Below are 21,842 nucleotides of genomic sequence, written 5' to 3' on the forward strand. Positions count from 1 at the left end.
CGGATTTTCGTGTTTCTCCTTGCAAGTGGCAAGTATTAAAAGGTATGACTGCAAAGCGGATTAATTAAGCAAAGTTCTGCAAGCTGGTGTCAGGAGTTGTGATGAAGCGTTGGTGGTTATTTGTTAATATTCGACTGTGGTTTTTAGTTAGTCTATCAGGATGCTTGAGTACTGTTGCCATTGAACCTGGATGGGCAGAAATTAAATCAACGGTTGGGAAGCAGGAAGTTCAAAGCCAGGAAAATATAAAACTGCTGACTCGAAAAATTCAACAATTGAGTGAAGTTGAGCGCCCCAGCACTAGCGCTAGAATGCTAGTGCAGTCGCCAGTACCAAATAACCCTCCTTCTCAAGGAAGTTCAGTTATACCAATTACTGGAGTTAAAGCCAATCCCACTCCCCAAGGCATAGAGGTGATTTTAGAGACAGCTGTTGGTACTCAACTGCAAGTTACAAATCGGAGTACGGGTAATAATTTTATCGTCGATGTATCTGGTGGGCAGTTGCGTTTACCATCAGGCGATGCTTTTACATTTCGTTCGGAGAAACCAAGTGCGGGAATTACTGAAATTACAGTTACAAATATCAATGAAAATACTGTGCGAGTGACGGTGATGGGTGTTGCGGCTTTACCAACAGTTGAGCTACTTGATGATGATGCAGGTTTAGTTTTTGGTATAACTTCTGCTGCAATTGCAACATCTCCACCACAACAGCCTCAGCAACAGCAGCCAGCGAGTGAAACACCAACCCAGACACCACAGGGTGATGAGCCGATTGAATTAGTCGTGACAGGTGAGCAAGACGGCTATAGCGTACCTGATAGTAGTATAGGCACTCGAACTGACACACCTTTGCGTGATATTCCCCAGTCGATTCAGGTGGTACCGCAACAGGTCATTAAAGACCAGCAAGCAACTCGTCTCACAGATGTGTTAAAAAATGTGCCGGGTGTTGTGCTAGGAGGTAGAAGCCCTCGCGATCCTCTTAATGTCATTAATATTCGCGGCTTTGATGCTTTTTCGGAGACTCTAGTCAATGGGATACAAGACCGTTCAATCGGGAGTGTTGGGTTTGGCTCAAATATTGAGCGCGTTGAAGTGCTCAAAGGACCCGCTTCGGTTTTATTCGGTCAAGGCGGACTCAGCGGCCAAGTCAACTTAGTAACGAAGCAACCATTGCGCGATCCATTCTACTTCGTAGAAACTTCTATTGGTAGCTACAATTCCTATAGCGGTGCAATTGATTTATCCGGTCCGTTGAATGATAGTAAAACGGTGTTGTATCGCCTGAATGCTTCTGCTGGAACGAACGAAAGCTTTATTGATTTCTATGATCAACAGCAATATCTAATTGCACCTACTATCAGCTGGCAAATTAGTGACAGAACAAAACTGACCCTAGAAGCAAGCTATTCCCTTGCAGAGGGTCCCTATGATTTTGGGATACCCGCACAGGGAAGCGTCCTGCCTAACCCCAATGGAAGAATTCCTCGTAATCGTTTTTTAAGTGAGCCTAATTTGAATGACACCTCTAATGGTGCATTTCGGATTGGTTATAACTTTGAACATCGCTTTAGTGAAAATTGGCAAGCGCGTAGCGTTTTTCAGACTTCTTTGTATCGCCTAAAACGAAATATTGTGGCTCCTTTGGGATTACAAGATAATTTGCGTACCATAGATAGAGGCGTTGAGAATTTTGACTTCGATGAAAATAATTATAATCTAGACAATTATGTGGTCGCTAAGTTGACAACAGGTAGTATCAAGCATGAGGTAGTCGCTGGATTTAACTTGAATAAAACTGACACTAATTCCAAAGCTCTTTTTAATCGCACTACTCCTCTCGATGTTTTCAATCCTGTGTATGGAACTGCTACAAAAGCTAGTCTTCCAGATTTTGATATCAAAAATACGATCCAACAATTAGGTTTTTACCTTCAGGATCAAATTACCGTAGCAGAAAACTTGAAAGTACTTTTGGGTGGACGCTTTGATATTGCCAATCAAGAGTTTCAGGATTTATTGAACCAGACAACCGACTTTAAGCAAGCAGAAGCTTTTAGCCCCCGTGTTGGCATTGTTTACCAGCCGATTAAACCGATCTCACTCTACGCCAGCTATAGCCGTTCATTCAGTCAGGGGCTATATCCATTGGGTGCAGCTCCATCGGAACCGGAGCGAGGAACGCAGTATGAAATCGGGGTTAAAGCAGATTTGACTGACCGATTAGCTGCTACCTTGGCATTTTATGATTTGACTCGCAGCAATCTGCCAACGTCAGATCCAAATGATCCTCGATTAACAATTATAGTTGGGGAACAGCGCAGTCGTGGGATTGAATTTGATATTTCTGGCGAAATCTCGCCGGGGTGGAACATCATTGCTGGCTATGCCTACACTGATGCAGTAATCACAGAAGACAACGACTTACCAGTCGGTAATCAACTGAATAATGTGCCGAGACATGCGCTCAACTTATGGACAACTTACGAAATTAAATCCGGCAGTTTAAAAGGATTAGGTTTCGGTGTAGGAGCCTTTTACTACGGAAACCGGCAAGCCGACTTAGACAACACGGTTGAGTTACCTAGTTATGTACGCACAGATGCAGCTATTTATTATAAGCGGGACAATTACCGAGCTGCGATCAATATCAAGAATTTGTTCGACAGTGATTATTTTGTCTCTGCACAAAACGTAAATCGGATTATACCTGGCGATCCCCTGACAATAAAGGGCACAATTTCCTGGCAGTTTTGAACTGGGTATCCTACGCTTCATCTTAACGGATTGAAGCGTAGAGCATTCACTAGGTAACGTAATAGATTAGAGAGAACAAGCTTATAGGCGAGGAGAGTTTTCCACCATCGCCGGGATGAAACACTTTTCGACTCTGGAGCGCGATCGCATCCAAGATGTTTTCCGCCTGGATGCTTAACTTCATCTAGAAACTCCTTGACAATAAATTATTAATAATAGTTCTCATTTATGCCATATAAGTGTGCTTGCGGCAGGCTACACCTACGGGTTATCAAACATCGCGAAAAACTTGGATGGCGTTGGAGTTTGATTCTTGTCTATCAAGGCAGACTATCGTGAATGTGCAACCATGTCTTGTTTTTGCGCCAGTTACAAAAATATATATAGACTGTGTACGAAAGTATCCTTGCTTATCGGTGAATTATCATCTAGAAAATTCTGGAAGACCGCTCTTATGGATTCCTATCAATGATAATTTTAAGCATTGAGAACTCCTAAAAATCGAAGTTTATGAATGCAGCCGACGACAAAACGATTGTTCGCGAGTATTTCAATTCCATAGGGTTTGACCGTTGGAAACGAATCTACGGCGATGGCGAAGTCAACAAAGTCCAATTAGATATCCGCAATGGACACCAGCAAACTGTGGATACAGTTCTCAGTTGGCTAAAGGCTGATAACAATTTACCAGAGCTATCAATCTGTGATGCTGGGTGTGGTGTCGGTAGTCTCAGCATTCCCCTAGCAGTAGATGGTGCCAAAGTCTATGCCACCGATATTTCCGAAAAAATGGTAGAAGAAGGCAGGAATAGAGCAAAGCAAACTTTGGGAAATGCCGAAAATCCCACTTTTGCTGTGCAGGATTTGGAATCATTGAATGGTAACTACCATACCGTTATTTGCCTAGATGTTCTCATCCATTACCCTCAAGAAAAAGCCGATAAGATGATATCTCACCTCTGTTCTTTGGCACAGTCACGAATAATTCTCAGTTTTGCGCCGAAGACCTGCGCCTTGAGTATACTCAAGAAAATTGGTAGTTTCTTTCCTGGACCAAGTAAAGCCACTCGTGCATATTTGCATCGTGAGGCTGATGTGGTGAAAATATTGGAAAGTAATGGCTTTTCATTGCAACGACGGGCAATGACGAAGACTCGCTTCTATTTTTCTTGCCTACTGGAAGCTACACGCAATTAGGATGAAATTTAAAATCGCAGCAAAGGTATAATAAATATCTTGCTGCGATTTGACATCTCAAACCTGAGATATGGTGGATATTGCGTTGGCATCAAGCTTTGTTTTTTCTTTAAATAAACTGTTACTGGGAGTAAATTGATATATTGGAATCTTTGTGAAAGTAAGGTTAAAATCGCAAACAAAGTGTAAATCTGAAGTGAAACTATGAAGACTGCTGAAAAATTAGCTGCTGGTTGGCTATTGACACTCGGATTCATGTTTGTAACTCTATCAGCAACAGCGACATTAGAAAAATTTGCTACACGTAAAGCCATCACAACACCCACGGGTGAGTATGAGTATAACGCACCGAATGCTAGTTATGAAGATAATAATGCTGCTGCTGGCGGTCTAATTTTTGGCGTTCCTACCTTAACACTAGGTACATGGTTAGCATTGGGATTGTACCGTCAAAGTCGGCAGGAAAAAAAGGCGATCAAGCAACAAGTTAGCGATCGCTTACAATCGATTTTTTATGAGATGCTACAAGAAAATCACGGACGCGTAACTGTTTTAGGTTTTGCCATGCAGTCACAACTACCCGCAGCCCACGCCAGACAATATTTAGATCAAAAAGCTAAAGAATTCAATGCAAATTTTAAGGTGAACGAAGAAGGGGCTGTATCATATCATTTTGATGTCTAATTGTCATTAGTCATTTGTCCTTTGTCATTTGTTATTCACTGATGACTAATGACTACTTTACCAACTTACAGCTAGGTCTAATGACGCAGATTTTTTTGAGCGTAGCTGCCATTTTAGGCGGTTTGTCGGTTGCTAGTGGTGCTTTTGCTTCCCATGCCTTGCGGGAAAAAATTAGTGAGCGATCGCTAGAAATTTTTGAAACTGGCGCTCGTTACCAAATGTATCATGCTCTAGCACTTTTTTTAGTAGCAATCCTAATTAGTCGTACCGAGTCCCCTCAACCCATTCTCATCGCCAGTGGATGGCTGTTTATCATTGGTATAGCTCTTTTCTCCGGTAGCTTGTACGCTCTTAGCTTAAGCGGTATCAAATCCTTGGGAGCGATCGCACCAATAGGTGGTGCAGCCTTTCTTGCCGGTTGGGGTGCTTTAGCTTTTGCTGCTTGGAATTTGAAGTTGTAAAAAAGTTAGGAGTTAAGAGTTAAAAACTCTTAACTCCATTTTTTATCAGAGCATTTACCTAATTTTTACAACATATTCTATAAAAATATGCTATGGTATACTTATTATTTTAATGGCCAAAAATTGAGTTAAAAACTTATAATTTATAGCTCTTTGTTCTCAAGTGTATTAATAAATCATCCAGATATGCATTAGCTGAAGGCGTTTCAGGTAATAGGCTATATTGATATGCCTCCTGTAATTTATTACGCAGACGTTCATATTCTCTTTGATGAAAATCTACATTAATATCTGACAATATAGACTTTTCTGTACCTGCTATTTTTTGAGCGACCAAATCAGAAATATGTGATAAGTTAAAAACCTCATTTAGATTAATTAAGTTAGCTTCAATTATCCCTGTTTCCATCAGGTGAATTCCTGTTAATAGGACTCGATAAACATAAAGCAATGGCTTAATTCTATAGGTATGTTCTTTTTCAAAAAGTTTCCATTGTGTTGCGGCAAAACCAATATAATGGTAGCTATGATGACGAGTAATACAATTTTTAGCAATAATTTTCAATTCCTTATGTTCAGGTGAAGTTGTTAATATTAAAGGAGAATACAATTGTTCTAACACATAACCATTCTTTTTAAGTAACATCAGAAAGAATTTTTTGACATCATGAGTGACTAAATCAATCTCTAAAGATTCGCGAACTTCTGAAACTTCAATAGTTTCATTTTTAGTCTTTAATCCGACTATTTCTTGAATTGGTAAAATATGCACACCACGTAAGTCATAATCAGAATCAGGTGAAGGAAAACCATATAAGTGGGAACCACTAATGATAGTGAATAAAAGTGGGTAAGGCTGTTGCCTAATAATTGTGTTGATAGAAGTTGGAATATTCATAATGTGCCGTTTACTTGCTTACCTCAGTTCGCCTATTTCTTTAGAACATCTTCTGTATAAACCAGAACACTCACTTATGGTCTAGAGTTATCAACCCCGTGAAATAACCTTTGGGGTAGTAAATGCAGGTGGCTAGCCTTCGATAAATTTCGCTCGAAAACTTTTGCGCTATTTCAAGATATGGACGAAGCCACATTCTCTAATCAACCTCATTCTGACTTAATCTGCTGTTGGCTCATGTTACCTATATCAAATCTTTATCGCTGCTAGAACATAGCACTTAGGTGCTTACTTGCGATTATTCTGAGGAGAAAATGTCGAAAAATACTTTAAAGCTTGAGGTATGTTGCTTAAGCATGATTTTATTAGCTATAGCTATGTGTTTCACTGATTGGGGTAAAGGTCTGCTATCAAAGTAACCTATTACGCCGAGCAAACGGAGGTTTCATGTCGATATCTAAAGCTGTTAACAGCAAGGTTACTTCTCAAAGCAACGTTGAAAAACGTTTGCAGATAGAGCGTTTGATAGAAGCAACTCAAATACTTGCACCTAGTGCTGGGAGTGATGTGGTGAAGGGATTAACTCAAACACCTAAATCTCTACCCCCTTGTTACTTTTATGATGACCGTGGTTCTAATCTGTTTGAGCAAATCTGTGATTTACCAGAATATTATCTTACACGCACAGAAACAAAGATTTTACAGCAGTATGCTGGTGAAATTGCTAAGATAACTGGTGTTTGTGAATTGGTAGAACTTGGCAGTGGTAGTTCTAGTAAAACCCGCGTTTTACTAGATGCCTACCAGCAACTAAGCTATCCTCTGCATTACCTACCAATTGATGTATCTGCGGGTATGTTAGAAAGTAGTGCCAAGCAGTTATTAGAAGATTATCCCTTACTCCAAGTTTATGCACTAGCGGGAACCTATGAATTAGCCCTTGCAAAACTCCTACCGACGCAATTACCCAGTCGGATGATTTGTTTTATTGGTAGCAGTTTAGGTAATCTTACCCCTGATGAGTGTGATGTCTTCTTCTCTCAAATTACCAATGCTCTACAAGTAGGTGAGTATTTTTTATTGGGGATAGATTTACAAAAGCCAAAACAGATATTGGAACCAGCTTATAACGACAGCCAGGGAGTGACAGCTGCATTTAACCTCAATATGCTGGAACATTTAAATCAGCGATTTGAGGGTAACTTTGACACAACCCAGTTTGAACACCGAGCATTTTACAATGAAAGTGAGCATCAAATAGAAATGCATTTATGCAGCCTGCGATCGCAAATTGTAGAATTACGCGCTCTTAATCTTAAGGTTAATTTTGCACCAGGTGAGACTATCCTCACTGAAATTTCTCGCAAATTTGACCTTAATACTATCAAACAGCAACTAACTGCACAAGGTTTATTACCTATTCATGTGTGGAGAGATCCAAATCAATGGTTTGGCTTAATGCTCTGTCAGCTGCAAGCATAAAGCAAATTAGAGTATGACTCATATATATAGAGGTTCTCAGTTGAGTCCAATATATCTCAAACAAAAACAGCTTTTCCCTACAAGCATTAAGAAGTAACACTTAAAGCCTCTCTCCTTTTAGGAGAGAGGTTAAAACGTATGAGTGCAAATTCCGATCAACCCAAGCAAGCAAACTAAATGTTTAGCTGCTAATTATTGCTGCATCAAAGGTGCGGCAAAAATTCTGCTGAATATAGGAACCCGTGGACGAGGCTTATTTGCTGTTATATTAGCATTAGTATCAGAAGAGTTATTAGTTGCTTCAGAAAGGAGAGGTGGTTTGCTATTAGTAGAATTGGCAAAATCACTCAATTGGGTAGCTAAAGGTGAACTTGAAGATATGGTAGTAACATTCTCAGGATTTTGACTGTTGGTTTTTACCGGAGTTTGAGCTTGAGATGGAGTAACTAGGAAAATTGAACTTGTTCCTAATATCAGTAGGAGCAGATGAGAAATATATTGTTGCATAGAGATTGGTAAAATGGGTTGATAAATATTCAAAGCTTAAAGAAGTTGTGTTTATTCTCAGTTAGAAATAAAACTGCAATTTTCCCATAGAAATTATGACGCTGTTTTCTAATAAAACTTGAACACAGCAATTTCTAAATGAACAGACTATTAATGCTTAGTAGATTAGTCCGCTAACAGCAATTTAATTTTCCTCAGTCAAGAGGAAGCTAAACTCTCTTTTGTAAAAAGAAAGAGAACGATTATTTTAAGACTACTGAATCTGCTTGAAATAAAGTTAGCAAAAAGATACACCTATAATTATTGATGTTTTTTAATTAACTAAGCCACCACAACTATTAATATTTTATTTGTATTTAACCTTTAAATAAAAGAGGAATGTTACTGAAATTTTTAAAAAACTAATTTATATAAAATCAACTCTAACTCGCATATTTAACTAACTAAAGCAAAAAGTATATGAATTTTTAATAAAACCCAAGTTTGATGAAGTAGTTTTCAGAATATATCAGCTTATATACAGGTTTTAACTGGTTAACAGTTGGACAAAAATTTGATTACACAGCTTTTCAGAGAGGAAATTATGCAAGAATCTGTGATTTAACAAAATATTTTGCAAAAGAGAAAAGAACCAGGAAATAAACTGTTATAGCAGGAGGCAGGAGGCAGGAGGCAGAGGGCAGGAGGCAGAGGGCAGGAGGTAGAGGGCAGGAGGCAGAGGGCAGGAGGCAGAGGGCAGGAGGTAAAACTATTGCTAACTCTCTTCTTTCACCCCATCCTTATGTCCTAACCTATGTGACTACGGCTATACCTCAACCTAATTAAGAAGATTAAGTAATGCCTACGCAAGAAGAAAGGGGGCAAGAATTAGGGGAAATTTCAGCATCTTTCTCCCATTCTTTTTGCTCCCTTACTTCTCTAGTCTGAATTATCAAAAAGCGTTACAGCTTTGTCCCACACTCAGCACAAAAATTGTGGGTGGGAGCATTTTTGGCATTGCAATGGCTACAATACACTGGCTCGGCTGCCGCTTTTGGTGCTTGCTTCTGTAAGCCGACCATTTGAGCGTTGCTCTTACCAGGGACTACCATTGGATAGCAGTTTTCGTCTCTAGTGACGTGGACATTTAAGATTACTGGCCCTTTGTGTGCCAGCATTTGGGCGATCGCATCTTTTAATTGACTGCGATCGCTGATTATCATCCCCCTAATGCCATAAGCTTTTGCCAATAACTCTACGTCTGGCATTCCTACTTCCATGTCGGAGCACGAGTAACGTTCACCATAAAAGGCTTGCTGCCACTGGCGCACCATCCCTTGCCAGCCGTTGTTGATAATTATTGTCTTGACATTTATTCCATACTGTGCGGCTGTTCCTAGTTCCTGTAAACACATTTGGAAACTAGCATCACCGCTAATACAGATGACTTCTTCATCAGGAAACGCCACTTTCGCGCCTATTGCCGCAGGTAAGCCAAAACCCATCGTTCCCAAACCAGCACTAGAAATCCAGCGCCTTGGGCCATTCTTGAGGAATTGTGCTGCCCACATTTGATGTTGTCCGACATCTGTGGTGTAGAAAGCGTGGGGTGCTTGGCTATTGACTTCTACAATTACTTCTTGGGGTGAAATGCTGTCGGGATGCTGCGGCACTACCAGAGGATACTCATCACGCCAACGGTTAATTAGATTCAGCCACTCTTGGTTTTGATTAGGTGTAGCCTTAATCCCCGCTTCTTTACAGCGATGCAACAAGTCTACTAACACGTTTCGCACATCACCAACGATGGGCACTTCGGGAATGCGGTTTTTGCCGACTTCTGCCGGATCGATGTCGATGTGAATTACTTTGGCGCGGGAGGCGAATTCGTCTAACTTGCCTGTAACGCGATCGTCAAATCTAGCGCCGACGCAAATCAGCAAATCACAATCACTAACGGCAAAGTTAGCGTAAGCAGTACCGTGCATCCCCAACATTCCCAAAGCTAGGGGATGATGTTCGTCAAATGCACCAATCCCCATTAAAGTTGTGGTGACAGGGATATCGAATAATTCCGCTAGTTGTTTGATTTCTTCATGGGCACCAGCGGCGATCGCACCACCACCCACATACAATAGCGGACGGCGACTTTCAGTAATCAACTGGATCGCGGCATGAATTTGCCGGGGATTTCCCTTTACAGTGGGACGATAACCGCGTAGCTTTACTGAACCTGGTTTTACAGGTACATAGTCAAATTCTTCTAAAGCGACATCTTTAGGGACATCAATCAAAACTGGCCCCGGACGCCCAGTACTAGCTATGTGGAACGCTTCAGCGACAATTCGCGCCATATCTTTGGGATCGCGCACTACATAAGAGTGCTTGACGATTGGTAGGGTAATCCCGTAAATATCGGTTTCTTGAAACGCATCTGTACCAATTGACGGACGTGCTACCTGTCCTGTAACCACAATCATCGGGATTGAATCCATGTAGGCTGTGGCGATGCCTGTCACCAAGTTAGTTGCTCCTGGGCCAGAGGTACCAAAGCATACTCCTACTTTGCCTGTGGCACGGGCATAACCATCAGCGGCATGGGCTGCGCCTTGCTCGTGTCTCACGAGAATGTGCTTCATAGCACCAGTTGCTTCCACCTTATAGAGGTCGTCGTAAATTGGTAAGATTGCCCCACCAGGATAACCAAAAATATAATCAACGCCGTGGCGAACAAGGCTGTCAAGCAGAGCAAAACCGCCAGATGCACGTTTGGGGACGACTGGCAGGTTAGAAGCACGAGACTGTTTGTGATTCTCGGTTTGTGGGAGACTAATTGGGGAAAGCGATCGCACGGTCAAACCTCAGACTATAGCTAAAGTTAATGCTGAATTCTGTAGTTAAGATTTCATTTTAATTGAAAAGCTCAATCAAAATCTTATTAATTTTTATATTAAATATAAAGCTAGATTATTAGCTTACATTAGTTAAATTATGTCTTGCAAGACTTTACGGGTATTTTGCCAAGCCCAAACACCCACAACTACGACAACAACACTCATTGCTACCAGCACAATTCGCAAACCGAGAGCATCAGTTAAGGGCCCAGTAATGGCCAGAGGTAACGCCAAAGCGATATTAACGGCATGATTTTGAAAGCCAAATACTTTACCGTGCATGGTAGGTGGTGTTTGCTGTTGAATTAAAGTTTGCATCGGGACACCAATTAAGGCAGCACCTATACCCAAAAAGGCACAGAGTCCTAGCGCCAGCAATAAGTTATGCGTAAAAGTAAATACCCCTAAAACTAGTGCCATCATCAAAAATCCAATTAAAGGTAGGGGCTTACGATGCAATTTCTCACCCCAGTTACCTAAAATCGCCGCACCAAATACCATACCCACCCCTGCTGCTGCCAAGAAAAAGCCAAACTGTTTTTCTTTTAGACCAAACTCTTCGGCTAATCGAATCGTCAGCACCGTTAAGGCTGCAAACACGCAATATAAAGTTGTCAGTTGCAGCATGGCGTTTAAGATCAAAGGATTTTTCTTGAGATAGCGTAGACTCTCGGTGAATTCAGCCCAAGGGTGATTTGATGCTCGATGTTCCTTTGGTTGTTTGGGTTCTTTAAACTTTATCGGCTGCATGATCGCAGCTGATAATATGTATAGTCCACCAACCACAAACTCTTGGCCATATTCTTCTCCCATCAAGCTTTTTGCCAAACTTAAAATCGGCTCTCCTACTGCAAAGCCAACAATTAAAGCTCCCATCATCGTGCTGCTAAACAGCGCATTAGCTGCCAACAAATTCTCTCGCTTCACCAATAAGGGAATGGCTGCTTGCTCGGCTGGTGCAAAAAACTGCGTCACTGTGGAAATGGCAAAAGTCAGGATTAACAAAATCAGGAACTGTCGTGGCAATAAGGGAAGACCCAGTGTCAATATTCCCCGCACAATATCTGAGCCAACCATAATCAGCTTTTTCGGCAAACGGTCAACAAAGATACCACCGGCAGAGCCGAATAAAATTGCTGGTATTGTAAACGACAGCATCAAGGTTGAGTACATTGAGTTTCGTGCCAACCCTGGAAGCGGTGGGTAGTTCTCCAGCAGAGCAATCAGCAAAACGAAGAAGACCTTATCTGCTAACTGGGACAGCAGTTGCCCAATCCACAGGAGCATAAAACCACGGTTTTTTAGCAGTGCGCCAAAGCCATTATTAACAGCAGCAGGTTCAGTTGGAAACATTTAGATACTTTCTTTGGGTAGATGGGGTATAGGGCATGGGGATAGGGAATAGGGAATAAGGGATAGTTTTTCTTGACTATCTCCTGTCACCTGTAACCTATTCCCTTCATCACTCCTCACTCTTAACTCCTGTTTACTTACTCCATTGTCCGGATTAATTTGCTTCATAGTGCTTTAACAGCATAAGCAAAAACTCAGTTGCTGTCAGACGACCTTTGGGTGGAATAATCTCAATGGACGAATCTACCCAACAACCTTGTACAGTTTGGGGAGATTTCCAAATGGATAAATGATCCACTGCTGGCTCTGCATAAAAGTTATTTTGCCCACTACCTAGCAAACATGAACTCCAATGGGTGAAATAATCATGACTCATCCGATGAATAGGAAAATTTCCCTGTAGTGGTACTCCCCATCCATCTATAGCAATAAACGCTTTGACACGACCACCCAAGAGTTGCCACAAATGTGCTGCCCCTATTGCCCCAACTACGCCAGCACTAAAGCTAATGAATATAATTGGTGATTCTAGAGAGTTGGTTAAGCGGTCGCCCAAAAACTGCAAGATGTGCAATGCTGATAAAACCAAAACGTCTTTACCCGGATAAACCAGTATGTTTGCAGGATTGTGTGCGATCGCGCCATTAGAAATCATATCTAATAATTCGACTTTAAAGCTTTCAGTTAAATCTGGCTCATGAATTCCAGGGCAAATAATTATACTCATCTGTATATTCTGAAAATTGGGTATTGGAAGAGAAATCTTTATGCCTGCACAGTCGGATGTATATCGTACTAGCAGCTTTTAGTATTAATAACTTAAATCTGCTATAGCAATCCGATTTGATTCGGAGAATTACTCGTAAGAGTAATCCAAGGAAAAAATGATCCAAAAACCGGGAAGACTCAGAGAATAATAATTGTGCAATCTGCTGTATGTCTCCAGAATCTTTAATCCAACTGAGTGATAGTCTGAGGTCGTTATACATCAAGACAGCACAAAAGCTCAAGGGAAGTGACCGACGACAATTCATGGCGGAGGTAGTTAAAACTAACGACATTGAGCGATGGCAGAAGTTGAAAAACAAATTCAACGTTTACCAAACTTGAAGAAATGGTTTGTTGAAATCTTTGCTAGCTCTGCTTAAATTCTGGATCATTTATTTCTTGGAGTACTCTAAGTTGTTTTCGACGCGGATTTTTAGTGATTAAGGCGGCCGTTCTTAATCATGTTCCATTACCGAATGGTAGTTTTTTTCCTGAGCCTTGGCCCACCTTCATTTCACAGCCTCATGTGTTTCAAATCACCCTCTCTACTGCTTGATTTGAAAATATCTACCCTTGAAAGGGTTACGAAGTGCGATCGCCGCCCTTTGTGAAAAATCTTTCAGGTTTCGACGACTGCTGACCTTGTTACACTGCGATGGCAACAGCGACGGGACAGTGTTTAGCTTTTTAGGTGTTGGTCACAAACATCCTTAATCTTTAAGATTTTGCAAAGTGTAACAAATTTAGTAAAGGATAGTATCATGTGGTGATACTATCCAAATGGAACTTAACAGTAAACACCACAAAACTTTGGATGCTCTTTTTCAAAACCCCACCAGATCCAATATTTTATGGAGTGACATAGAGTCTTTACTAATTGCTCTTGGTGCAGAGGTGTCAGAAGGAAGAGGGTCAAGAGTCCGATTTGCTCTTAATGATATAAGAGCTACATTTCACAGACCACACCCTGAAAAAGAAACTGACAAAGGCGCTGTTAAGTCGATGCGGCGATTTTTGACAGAAGCGGGGATTAAAAAAACGGGGACTGAAAATGATGAATTATAAAGGATATGAGGCAATTGTAGAATTTGACGCTGAAGCAGAAATTTTTCACGGTGAAGTAATTAATATTCGTGACGTGATTACTTTTCAAGGCAGTAGCGTAGATGAGCTAAAGCAAGCTTTGGCTGATTCAGTGGAAGATTATTTAGATTTTTGTAGAGAACGTGGGGAGGAGCCTGATAAGCCATTTTCAGGTAAATTCATGGTGAGAATTGATCCTGAACTACACAAAAAAATTGTAGTTAAAGCAAAGAAAGAGGGGCAAAGCCTTAACGCTTTGGTCGAAAAAAGTTTATGTTTGTATGCTAGTTAAATTAGCTAATTGTTAAAACTCAATAGAAACACAAATGTACGGGAAATGTCCACAATGCCAATAATTGGTTAGTTATGTAAATATCGAACCAATAAAAATGGAAAAGTAAGCGTGGGAAATGAATTCCATTGTGTTTCTTACAAATGCCCGAATCTTCAATGCAATACAGTTCTGGATGTTCAGATTGACCCTGTAGCTTTAAAAACTGACATAGTTAATGAGATAGGTAAGAAATTCGGACGATAGCTCCATTAGGTAGAAATACAATTCTCGTAACCTTGGACATTGGACATTGGGCATTAGGGCGATGCCTACGGCGGCAAGCTACGCTAATCTTGGTCAAACAGTCATGCAAATCATGTGTCGAAACATTGTAGGCTGTGGATTACAGGGTCTACAGTCTGACAATGAAAATCAACCGTCACGGACGCGCCAAAGTTCTAATACAGCCAGAGATACAGCTAATCTTCAGTCACGGTTTAGACAATAACCGTGATTGCACTTTGTTCGGTGTCTGACTATTTAGTGCCTGTAGAATCCGTGAATGCTGTACGCTACAAACTCAACATATCTACACACCCAAGGTAAACGTTAGATCGGCAGTTTTTTAAAGCTAATTTAAACAAAAATCTGCAACCTGTTACAATCGTTCAAAATTTATTAACGCTAACATTCATACTATTAATCTTACTAAAAAATAGGAAATTAAATTAGAAGAGCCAGAATTTACTAAGTTTTTCACTGTTTATGGTGATGACCAAATAGAAAAACGTTATGTCTTATCTACTAGTTTAATGGACAAAATAGTTAATTTTTGCAAGAAAACTAACAGAAATATTTATATTTGCTTTGTTAATAACATGATATACATAGCCATTGAAGAAGCAATAGAAAATAATATATTTGACCCTAATCTATATAAAAGTGTGTTAAGCTTTGCGCCTTTAAAATAATATTTTGAGACTTTCAACTTGATGTTGGTAATCGTTGAAGACTTAAATCTTGATAGACGCATTTAGCAAAAAGCTGCACCAAATTAATTTTACTGAAAACGCGGCTTTTTGGCATCTTAAGCACTTTCGCTATTCCAGCAAAATAGCAGATGCCGCATTGGTTCAATGCTCAATGCCCAATGCCCAATGCCCTACGTAAGTTTTGTATGTCTTTTGATGTATTATCTTGATTTTCACACCTATCCTATCCCCCAGGATGGGATAATAAGTTACTAGTGGGGAAATGTACAAACTATTCCCTGACTTTATATTTCTCTGCACTCTGGTTATATTGAGGAACTAATTGTGGTTGCCACGCCGGAAAAAGTACAACACACCCACGAGCATCTATCAGGTAAAGACCGTGTAGCCGTATTGCTTATGGGCTACGGCGAAGTAGAAAGCTACGAAGATTTCGCCAACTATAACGAACAGGCTTTAAATCTACTGACAGCAAAGTTCGCACCAGTACCAACCTGGATTTATCCGCCTCTGGCAAAACTTTTGGCGCTATTTGACCGCCATGAGTGGGGACACACACACCACGATTTTATCTCCCCACACAACGCCATTTTTGAACAGCAACGGGCTGGGATTGAGAAGAATTTACAAGAAAAATGGGGCGATAAGGTTCAAGTTTTCAAGGCTTTCAACTTCTGTGCCCCTTTTCTACCCAATCAAGTCTTGGCAGAAATCAAAAACCAAGGCTTTGAGAAGCTGCTAATTTACCCACTGCTGGTTGTTGATTCTATCTTTACTAGTGGTATTGCGATCGAGCAAGTTAACAACGCTCTAGTTGAGTTAACTGATGGTGGAGAACACTGGGTTAAAGCACAGCGCTACATTCCTTCTTTCTTCAACGAACCAGCTTATATCGATTTGATGGCTCATTTAGTTGAGGAGAAAATTGCTGAGTTAGCCGCAGCTTATCTACCTTCTCAAATCGGTATTGTATTAATGAATCACGGCTGTCCCCATAAAGCCAAAGGATTTACTTCTGGGATTGCCGAAAGTGAAGCAATGTACGATTTAGTTCGGGATAAGTTGATTAACCGCTATCCCTTAATCTCCGTAGGTTGGCTCAATCATGATACACCCTTAATTGATTGGACACAGCCGAACGCTGAACAAGCTGCGAATAACTTGATTCAACTGGGTGCAAAAGTGGTAATTTTTATGCCAATTGGCTTTGCCACAGAAAACCACGAAACTTTATTGGATGTACACCATATCATCCATGCTTTGGAAAAACAGCATCCTGGTACGAACTACGTGCAAATGGCTTGCGTCAACGACCATCCAGAATTTTTGGCTATGGCGGGCCAATGGGCTGATGCTCATATTGCAGAGCTGTTGTCACAAAGTTTGGCAGTTAATTCCCAACTAGCTGGGGATCACCATCACCACCATCACCACCATTAAGTAAAGTTTGAGTTTAGGAGGGTGGGCATAGCTTTGCCTACCCTAAATTTTATAGTTTACTCAATTAACACTCCTACGCTTTCAAGCGTGGAGTTTTTTGATTGAAACTAAGCTTTCTCTATGCCTGTTACTTAAGCTTGAATTTCTCTATGCCGCACTGTACTAATTTACAATTATTTTTTTAATTTATTTTCTAAGCAAAATTACGATATTATAGCAGTCGCCATCTGAGTTAGGACGTAGGATATATAGAGAAGTGATTGATTTCTGCATTCCTATGGCAAACCCTTACAGTTATGACCTACGACGAAAAGTGATAGAGGCGATTGAACTCAATGGGATGAAGCGCTCTTGAGCCAGTGAATTCTTCAACATCAGTCGTAATACCATCAATACATGGTTTCAGCGTCGGAGGGAAACGGGTGACTTTAATGCCAAAGTCAGAAAGCATCGGGGCAATGGGCACAAAATCACTGACTGGGAGAAGTTTCGAGCATTCGTAGAAACTTACGGAGACAAAACTCAGGTGGAGATGGCCCAACTGTGGGAGGGTGATATTAGCGATGCCTGCGGCGAGCTTCGCTAACGCACCATCTCACGAGGGCTGAAGAAAATCGGATTTACGCGAAAAAAAAGACCTATGGGTACAGCGAACGGAATGAGGACAAACGGCGGGAGTTTCTCCAACAGCTAGCCACTATTAAGCCTGAGTTGATTGTGTATGCCGATGAGGCTGGCATGGATGAGCGCGACGACTATGGTTACGGCTACAGCCTCCAAGGAAACCGCTTCTATGATTTCAAGTCAGGTCGGAGAACGGGGCGAGTTAATATGATTGCGGCGTTGTGTGCCCAGCAGTTACTAGCACCATTCACGATTGAGGGAGCAAGAAAGCGCCAAGTCTTTGAGACGTGGTTGGAAGTATGCCTGATTCCGGCATTAAAACCAGGGCAGAAGTTGGTGATTGACAACGCCACCTTTCACAAAGGTGGACGCATTGACCAATTGGTGCAGGCTGCTGGTTGCGAGGTCTGGTACTTGCCACCTTACTCTCCTGATCTAAATAAAATTGAGCGGTGCTGGTCTTGGCTAAAAAGTCGTATCCGCAAACAACTGAAGAACTTCCCTACCTTGCGAGCGGCGATGGAGTATGTTCTGAGTTTAGTGTCCTAACCAACCTAGCGGTTGCTATAACATCGCATATTCACTGAAATTGCAAGCTCTTTACCATAGCAGGAGCAGAATTTTTAAGTAACATTACATATTGAAAACTGAGATGCAATTTTAACTTTTTATTGATGAGAGCAACAAGCTTTGCAAAATATTTGGCTAGAAGTTTTTAAAGAGCAATACTTAACCTCACGCGAAAGTCCTCATTCACCCCAACTCAATCCTCACGCCACTTTGCTCAACAGGGGAACTTCGCCCACGCAAGTGACTTTCTTTATCAAGGGGAAGATTGGGACGGGGTACTTTTCTCTACAGTATCTGATGACATCAAGTTCGATTAATTCCTTATGATATGTTAGTACGTTGGCGTAAGCCTTCCCGTAGGGTATGCGACAGAGTAGAGTGAACGCGAATTGCATCTCTTTGAGACGCAATTCGCTTGCGGTTTGAGATTACCATGCTACGCTGTCCCTACCCTCGCAATTGACTTATATTTAAGCAATACCTTTGCCAATTTACGAGGGTAAGTTGATGTATAAACGTTCTTTTCTCTAGGGTTTGGCAAAAACAATAAGTGCTAAAAATTCCATCTAGGATTCTCGCAACGCTTTTTTTAGTGTATTGCCGCACTATAAAGGGTTTGAGCATCCAACCTAACTTGTAAGCTCAACGCTTATATATGGGTCATTTTGCCTTTTTTGCCAAAATTTTTTTAACCTCTTATTTTGGCAAAGGTATTGATTTAAGGGGACATTGTATAAGCTTTTTAACCTTTTTCAAATAGATAGTTATTTCCGTGATGCTGCTAGCTTTAATTCACTCACCATTACCATTATTGAGTCCAGGGTAGGCAAAGCTTTGCCCACCCTACAACTAATTTACGCCCCTTAGCTTGCGAGTGTTGTCAACTAAGCTCTGAGCAAATTGATCGAATCTTTGAGAGAGTTTCTCATCTACTAGCTTGCCTTCAGGACTGAAAGCACCCCAAGCTTGCCCGATCGCAATTTGTTCGGGAATCACCCAACCGTGTACCCATCGTACAATTAGCCGTAGGTCATTTAAAGCGTTGCTATTAGACTGACCACCCAAGACACTAATTAATCCTGTCACTTTATCAGACAGTTGCTCAAAGCTCATCAAATCCAAAGCATTTTTCAGGACACCACTAACGCCACCATGATACTCAGGTGTCGCTAAAATTAACCCATCAGCCTGACTAACTGTATCTTGCAACCGCTGAACATCTGGATACTCTGGATACTCCTTTGCGCCAGTACAAAATGGTAAGTGCAACTGCCGTAAATCGAGAATTTCTACTTCTGCGCCTACAGCTTCAACCCTTTGTGCTGCGACTTCTAAAGCAACCTGGGTATAAGAATTGGGCCTTAAACTACCACCGATGCCAATAATTTTCACCATAATTAATCCACAAACTACTAACTAGCTACTATTATCAGATTTCTTAAAAAGCGGAATCGTTATGACTATGTTTATATTAGCGATTTATACTGGAATGTGTCAAATTGAGATCAAGGGGATTGGGGATTGGGAATTGGGTATAAGAGGCAGAGAATTGGAAAGGTAGAGGGGAAAACTTACTGCAACTTCTTCTCCCCTGCTCCTCATTCCCAGTCCCCAGTCGCTTGTGTGCAAGTTAGACTAGATAAGAAAAGTGTAATTTCCAGTTATTACAATTTTTGATAGAAGAATAGGCATAAAACCAGCGCTTAACTTGTGCCAGCAGACAAAGGGTAATTATTATGACAAATTTGGGAAAAAAAGCATTGATAAAAAGGCAGTCTTCAAAGCGCGTTGCTTGGTTTGGTGCGTTGACGCAGCCCGCCGTAGGCATCGCTGCTAGTCTGATTATGCTGCCAGGAATTTTTGGAAGTACTCCTGTGATGGCACAAAAAGCAGAAACCACCTCCCTAAACTATGGTGACTTGATCGAGAAAGTGAAGGCGGGAGAAGTCCAGAAAGTAGAGCTTGACGAAACCGAACAGCTAGCAAAGGTTTATCTCAAGGGGCAAAAAGATAATACACCACCGCAACAGGTGAGACTTTTGGCGCAAAACACAGAGTTAATCAACATTCTCAAAGACAAGGATGTTGATTTTGGCGAAGTTTCCTCTGCTAACAGTCGAGCGGCTGTTGGGCTGTTGCTCAATTTGATGTGGATTTTGCCATTGGGGGCTTTAATGCTATTGTTCCTCCGGCGCTCTACTAATGCTTCTAGCCAAGCGATGAATTTCGGCAAATCCAAAGCTCGCTTCCAAATGGAGGCAAAAACTGGAGTGAAATTTGAAGATGTCGCCGGGGTTGAAGAAGCTAAAGAAGAACTTGAAGAAGTTGTGACTTTCTTGAAACAGCCGGAAAGATTTACTGCTGTAGGCGCACGGATTCCCAAAGGTGTGCTATTGATTGGCCCCCCTGGTACTGGTAAAACTTTACTAGCAAAAGCGATCGCAGGTGAAGCTGGTGTACCATTCTTTAGTATTTCCGGTTCGGAATTTGTGGAAATGTTCGTAGGCGTGGGTGCATCTCGCGTGCGCGACCTCTTCAAGAAAGCCAAAGAGAATGCCCCTTGTCTAATATTTATCGATGAAATTGACGCAGTAGGTAGACAACGGGGTGCTGGGATCGGTGGTGGTAACGACGAGCGCGAACAAACCCTCAACCAACTGCTCACCGAAATGGATGGTTTTGAAGGTAACACAGGGATCATTATTATTGCAGCCACTAACCGCCCAGATGTTTTAGATACAGCATTACTCAGACCGGGACGATTTGACAGACAAGTGATGGTCGATCCACCCGATCTTAAAGGACGACTGGAAATTTTGAAAGTCCACGCCCGCAATAAGAAAATCGATCCTAGCGTATCATTAGAAGCGATCGCTCGTCGCACCCCTGGTTTTACTGGTGCAGACTTAGCTAACTTACTCAACGAAGCCGCCATTCTCACCGCCAGAAGACGCAAAGAAGCAGTTACTCTTTTAGAAATTGATGCTGCTGTAGACCGAGTTGTTGCAGGTATGGAAGGTACCGCCTTAGTAGACAGCAAGAGCAAGCGCTTGATTGCCTATCATGAAGTTGGACACGCTTTAGTAGGCACATTGCTCAAAGACCACGATCCCGTACAGAAAGTTACATTAATTCCACGGGGACAAGCGCTCGGATTAACTTGGTTTACTCCCAACGAAGAACAGGGATTAATTTCGCGTTCCCAACTTAAATCGAGGATTACTGCTACTTTGGGTGGTCGCGCCGCCGAGGAAATCGTTTTTGGTAAGCTAGAAGTGACCACAGGTGCAAGCAATGACTTGCAACACGTGACAGGGATGGCGCGGCAAATGGTGACACGCTTTGGGATGTCAGAATTAGGCCCATTGTCCTTGGAGAATCAGAGTGGAGAGGTATTTTTAGGGCGCGACTGGATGAATAAATCAGACTATTCCGAGGAAATTGCTGCCAAAATTGATTCACAAGTGCGCCAAATTGTTAGCAATTCCTATATTAAGTCCAAAGAACTGTTGGAAGAAAACCGTGTAGTTTTGGAGCGTTTAGTAGATTTGCTGGTAGAACAGGAAACAATTGAAGGTGATGTATTCCGCAAAATTGTTGAGGATTATGTTCAGGTAGCCGATGAACAATTGGCTGTATCTCATTAAAAATATGAGTGGTAAATAATGTAGAGACGTAGCAGTGCTATGTCTCTACAAGGGTTCTGGATGACGCATATTTAATTTAACTAGATGGCTATTAGCGAATAGGCAAAAGCTAATACTCCATTACTTAAAAGCCTGGTTTTGATAGAGAAGCCGGGTTTTTTTACCCTTCAATTTAAGATTAACCGTTCGTAAATACTTACCCAAGCTTAACTTATACAGAGTCGCTT

General features: G+C 41.4%; 20 protein-coding genes and 2 pseudogenes. 16 read left to right on the forward strand and 6 right to left on the reverse strand.

Annotated elements, in window-relative coordinates; genetic code table 11:
• Positions 1-101 precede the first annotated feature (101 nt).
• Positions 102-2,762 (forward strand): TonB-dependent siderophore receptor, encoded by a 2,661-nt coding sequence (locus tag V7K79_RS03695; RefSeq protein WP_335044949.1) that lies wholly within the window; start codon positions 102-104, stop codon positions 2,760-2,762.
• Positions 2,763-2,811: 49 nt separating this feature from the next.
• Here the strand turns inward: V7K79_RS03695 and V7K79_RS03700 are convergent, their stop codons facing one another.
• Positions 2,812-2,946, reverse strand: a complete 135-nt coding sequence (locus V7K79_RS03700; protein WP_335044829.1) for a hypothetical protein — start codon at positions 2,944-2,946, stop codon at positions 2,812-2,814.
• Between the two features lie 326 nt (positions 2,947-3,272).
• Here V7K79_RS03700 and bchM point away from each other — a divergent pair, with 326 nt between their 5' ends.
• The 3 genes from bchM (at position 3,273) to V7K79_RS03715 (ending at position 5,104) form a co-directional block, all read left to right on the forward strand.
• Positions 3,273-3,959 carry a magnesium protoporphyrin IX methyltransferase gene (gene bchM / locus V7K79_RS03705; protein WP_335044830.1) on the forward strand — a complete coding sequence of 229 codons (687 nt, stop codon included), beginning with the start codon at positions 3,273-3,275 and terminating at the stop codon, positions 3,957-3,959.
• A gap of 204 nt (positions 3,960-4,163) precedes the next feature.
• Complete coding sequence (locus V7K79_RS03710; RefSeq protein ID WP_335044832.1) at positions 4,164-4,643, forward strand: hypothetical protein; 480 nt, start codon at positions 4,164-4,166, stop codon at positions 4,641-4,643.
• A gap of 80 nt (positions 4,644-4,723) precedes the next feature.
• Complete coding sequence (locus V7K79_RS03715; protein WP_335044951.1) at positions 4,724-5,104, forward strand: DUF423 domain-containing protein; 381 nt, start codon at positions 4,724-4,726, stop codon at positions 5,102-5,104.
• 136 nt (positions 5,105-5,240) lie between these two features.
• Here V7K79_RS03715 and V7K79_RS03720 read toward each other — a convergent pair whose 3' ends face one another.
• A complete protein-coding gene (locus tag V7K79_RS03720; RefSeq protein ID WP_335044834.1) occupies positions 5,241-6,002 on the reverse strand; it encodes a nucleotidyltransferase domain-containing protein in 762 nt (253 codons plus the stop codon).
• 1 nt (position 6,003) lies between these two features.
• Between V7K79_RS03720 and V7K79_RS03725 the strand changes: the two are divergent.
• The 3 genes and pseudogenes from V7K79_RS03725 to V7K79_RS03735 form a co-directional block, all read left to right on the forward strand.
• Positions 6,004-6,084: pseudogene (locus V7K79_RS03725) on the forward strand (ergothioneine biosynthesis protein EgtC); the annotation flags it as partial.
• Between the two features lie 365 nt (positions 6,085-6,449).
• The gene (egtD, locus tag V7K79_RS03730) at positions 6,450-7,484 is read left to right on the forward strand and encodes an L-histidine N(alpha)-methyltransferase (RefSeq protein ID WP_335044836.1); all 1,035 of its coding nucleotides are present in this window, start codon (positions 6,450-6,452) and stop codon (positions 7,482-7,484) included.
• A 142-nt stretch (positions 7,485-7,626) separates the two neighbouring features.
• Entirely contained in the window at positions 7,627-7,890 is a 264-nt protein-coding gene (locus V7K79_RS03735; RefSeq protein ID WP_335044838.1) for a hypothetical protein, read from the forward strand.
• A 1,042-nt stretch (positions 7,891-8,932) separates the two neighbouring features.
• Here the strand turns inward: V7K79_RS03735 and ilvB are convergent.
• The 3 genes from ilvB to V7K79_RS03750 form a co-directional block, all read right to left on the reverse strand.
• Complete coding sequence (gene ilvB, locus V7K79_RS03740) at positions 8,933-10,828, reverse strand: biosynthetic-type acetolactate synthase large subunit (RefSeq protein ID WP_335044839.1); 1,896 nt, start codon at positions 10,826-10,828, stop codon at positions 8,933-8,935.
• A gap of 126 nt (positions 10,829-10,954) precedes the next feature.
• A complete protein-coding gene (locus tag V7K79_RS03745; protein ID WP_335044841.1) occupies positions 10,955-12,217 on the reverse strand; it encodes an MFS transporter in 1,263 nt (420 codons plus the stop codon).
• A 154-nt stretch (positions 12,218-12,371) separates the two neighbouring features.
• The gene (locus tag V7K79_RS03750) at positions 12,372-12,944 is read right to left on the reverse strand and encodes a hypothetical protein (protein WP_335044843.1); all 573 of its coding nucleotides are present in this window, start codon (positions 12,942-12,944) and stop codon (positions 12,372-12,374) included.
• Between the two features lie 209 nt (positions 12,945-13,153).
• Between V7K79_RS03750 and V7K79_RS03755 the strand changes: the two genes are divergently transcribed.
• The 8 genes and pseudogenes from V7K79_RS03755 (at position 13,154) to V7K79_RS03790 (ending at position 17,947) form a co-directional block, all read left to right on the forward strand.
• Positions 13,154-13,327, forward strand: coding sequence for a hypothetical protein (locus V7K79_RS03755; RefSeq protein ID WP_335044844.1), 174 nt, complete (start codon positions 13,154-13,156; stop codon positions 13,325-13,327).
• Positions 13,328-13,558: 231 nt separating this feature from the next.
• Positions 13,559-13,699 (forward strand): hypothetical protein, encoded by a 141-nt coding sequence (locus tag V7K79_RS03760; RefSeq protein WP_335044846.1) that lies wholly within the window; start codon positions 13,559-13,561, stop codon positions 13,697-13,699.
• A gap of 66 nt (positions 13,700-13,765) precedes the next feature.
• Entirely contained in the window at positions 13,766-14,050 is a 285-nt protein-coding gene (locus V7K79_RS03765) for a type II toxin-antitoxin system HicA family toxin (protein WP_335044847.1), read from the forward strand.
• Positions 14,037-14,360 (forward strand): type II toxin-antitoxin system HicB family antitoxin, encoded by a 324-nt coding sequence (locus V7K79_RS03770; RefSeq protein ID WP_335044849.1) that lies wholly within the window; start codon positions 14,037-14,039, stop codon positions 14,358-14,360. The genes V7K79_RS03765 and V7K79_RS03770 overlap by 14 nt, the downstream gene beginning before the upstream one ends.
• 307 nt (positions 14,361-14,667) lie before the next feature.
• Positions 14,668-14,850 (forward strand): hypothetical protein, encoded by a 183-nt coding sequence (locus V7K79_RS03775; RefSeq protein WP_335044851.1) that lies wholly within the window; start codon positions 14,668-14,670, stop codon positions 14,848-14,850.
• Between the two features lie 271 nt (positions 14,851-15,121).
• Entirely contained in the window at positions 15,122-15,313 is a 192-nt protein-coding gene (locus tag V7K79_RS03780; protein ID WP_335044953.1) for a DUF3137 domain-containing protein, read from the forward strand.
• A gap of 345 nt (positions 15,314-15,658) precedes the next feature.
• Entirely contained in the window at positions 15,659-16,774 is a 1,116-nt protein-coding gene (locus tag V7K79_RS03785; protein ID WP_335044853.1) for a ferrochelatase, read from the forward strand.
• Positions 16,775-17,051: 277 nt separating this feature from the next.
• Positions 17,052-17,947, forward strand: a pseudogene (locus tag V7K79_RS03790) (IS630 family transposase).
• Positions 17,948-18,817: 870 nt separating this feature from the next.
• Here V7K79_RS03790 and V7K79_RS03795 read toward each other — a convergent pair.
• A complete protein-coding gene (locus tag V7K79_RS03795) occupies positions 18,818-19,363 on the reverse strand; it encodes an NADPH-dependent FMN reductase (RefSeq protein WP_335044855.1) in 546 nt (181 codons plus the stop codon).
• A gap of 341 nt (positions 19,364-19,704) precedes the next feature.
• Between V7K79_RS03795 and ftsH the strand changes: the two genes are divergently transcribed.
• Positions 19,705-21,615 (forward strand): ATP-dependent zinc metalloprotease FtsH, encoded by a 1,911-nt coding sequence (gene ftsH / locus V7K79_RS03800; protein WP_335044857.1) that lies wholly within the window; start codon positions 19,705-19,707, stop codon positions 21,613-21,615.
• The last annotated feature ends 227 nt before the right edge of the window (positions 21,616-21,842 follow it).

Origin of the sequence: Nostoc sp., assembly GCF_036917575.1 — a bacterium.
Taxonomy (GTDB): Bacteria; Cyanobacteriota; Cyanobacteriia; order Cyanobacteriales; family Nostocaceae; genus Nostoc.

What these genes read in the sequence shown, in the direction of transcription:
- V7K79_RS03695 (WP_335044949.1), top strand. Translation starts at nt 102, where the DNA reads ATGAAGCGTTGGTGGTTATTTGTTAATATTCGACTGTGGTTTTTAGTT.
- V7K79_RS03700 (WP_335044829.1), bottom strand. Translation starts at nt 2,946, where the DNA reads ATGAAGTTAAGCATCCAGGCGGAAAACATCTTGGATGCGATCGCGCTC.
- bchM (WP_335044830.1), top strand. Translation starts at nt 3,273, where the DNA reads ATGAATGCAGCCGACGACAAAACGATTGTTCGCGAGTATTTCAATTCC.
- V7K79_RS03710 (WP_335044832.1), top strand. Translation starts at nt 4,164, where the DNA reads ATGAAGACTGCTGAAAAATTAGCTGCTGGTTGGCTATTGACACTCGGA.
- V7K79_RS03715 (WP_335044951.1), top strand. Translation starts at nt 4,724, where the DNA reads ATGACGCAGATTTTTTTGAGCGTAGCTGCCATTTTAGGCGGTTTGTCG.
- V7K79_RS03720 (WP_335044834.1), bottom strand. Translation starts at nt 6,002, where the DNA reads ATGAATATTCCAACTTCTATCAACACAATTATTAGGCAACAGCCTTAC.
- egtD (WP_335044836.1), top strand. Translation starts at nt 6,450, where the DNA reads ATGTCGATATCTAAAGCTGTTAACAGCAAGGTTACTTCTCAAAGCAAC.
- V7K79_RS03745 (WP_335044841.1), bottom strand. Translation starts at nt 12,217, where the DNA reads ATGTTTCCAACTGAACCTGCTGCTGTTAATAATGGCTTTGGCGCACTG.
- V7K79_RS03750 (WP_335044843.1), bottom strand. Translation starts at nt 12,944, where the DNA reads ATGAGTATAATTATTTGCCCTGGAATTCATGAGCCAGATTTAACTGAA.
- V7K79_RS03755 (WP_335044844.1), top strand. Translation starts at nt 13,154, where the DNA reads ATGTCTCCAGAATCTTTAATCCAACTGAGTGATAGTCTGAGGTCGTTA.
- V7K79_RS03765 (WP_335044847.1), top strand. Translation starts at nt 13,766, where the DNA reads ATGGAACTTAACAGTAAACACCACAAAACTTTGGATGCTCTTTTTCAA.
- V7K79_RS03770 (WP_335044849.1), top strand. Translation starts at nt 14,037, where the DNA reads ATGATGAATTATAAAGGATATGAGGCAATTGTAGAATTTGACGCTGAA.
- V7K79_RS03775 (WP_335044851.1), top strand. Translation starts at nt 14,668, where the DNA reads ATGCCTACGGCGGCAAGCTACGCTAATCTTGGTCAAACAGTCATGCAA.
- V7K79_RS03795 (WP_335044855.1), bottom strand. Translation starts at nt 19,363, where the DNA reads ATGGTGAAAATTATTGGCATCGGTGGTAGTTTAAGGCCCAATTCTTAT.
- ftsH (WP_335044857.1), top strand. Translation starts at nt 19,705, where the DNA reads ATGACAAATTTGGGAAAAAAAGCATTGATAAAAAGGCAGTCTTCAAAG.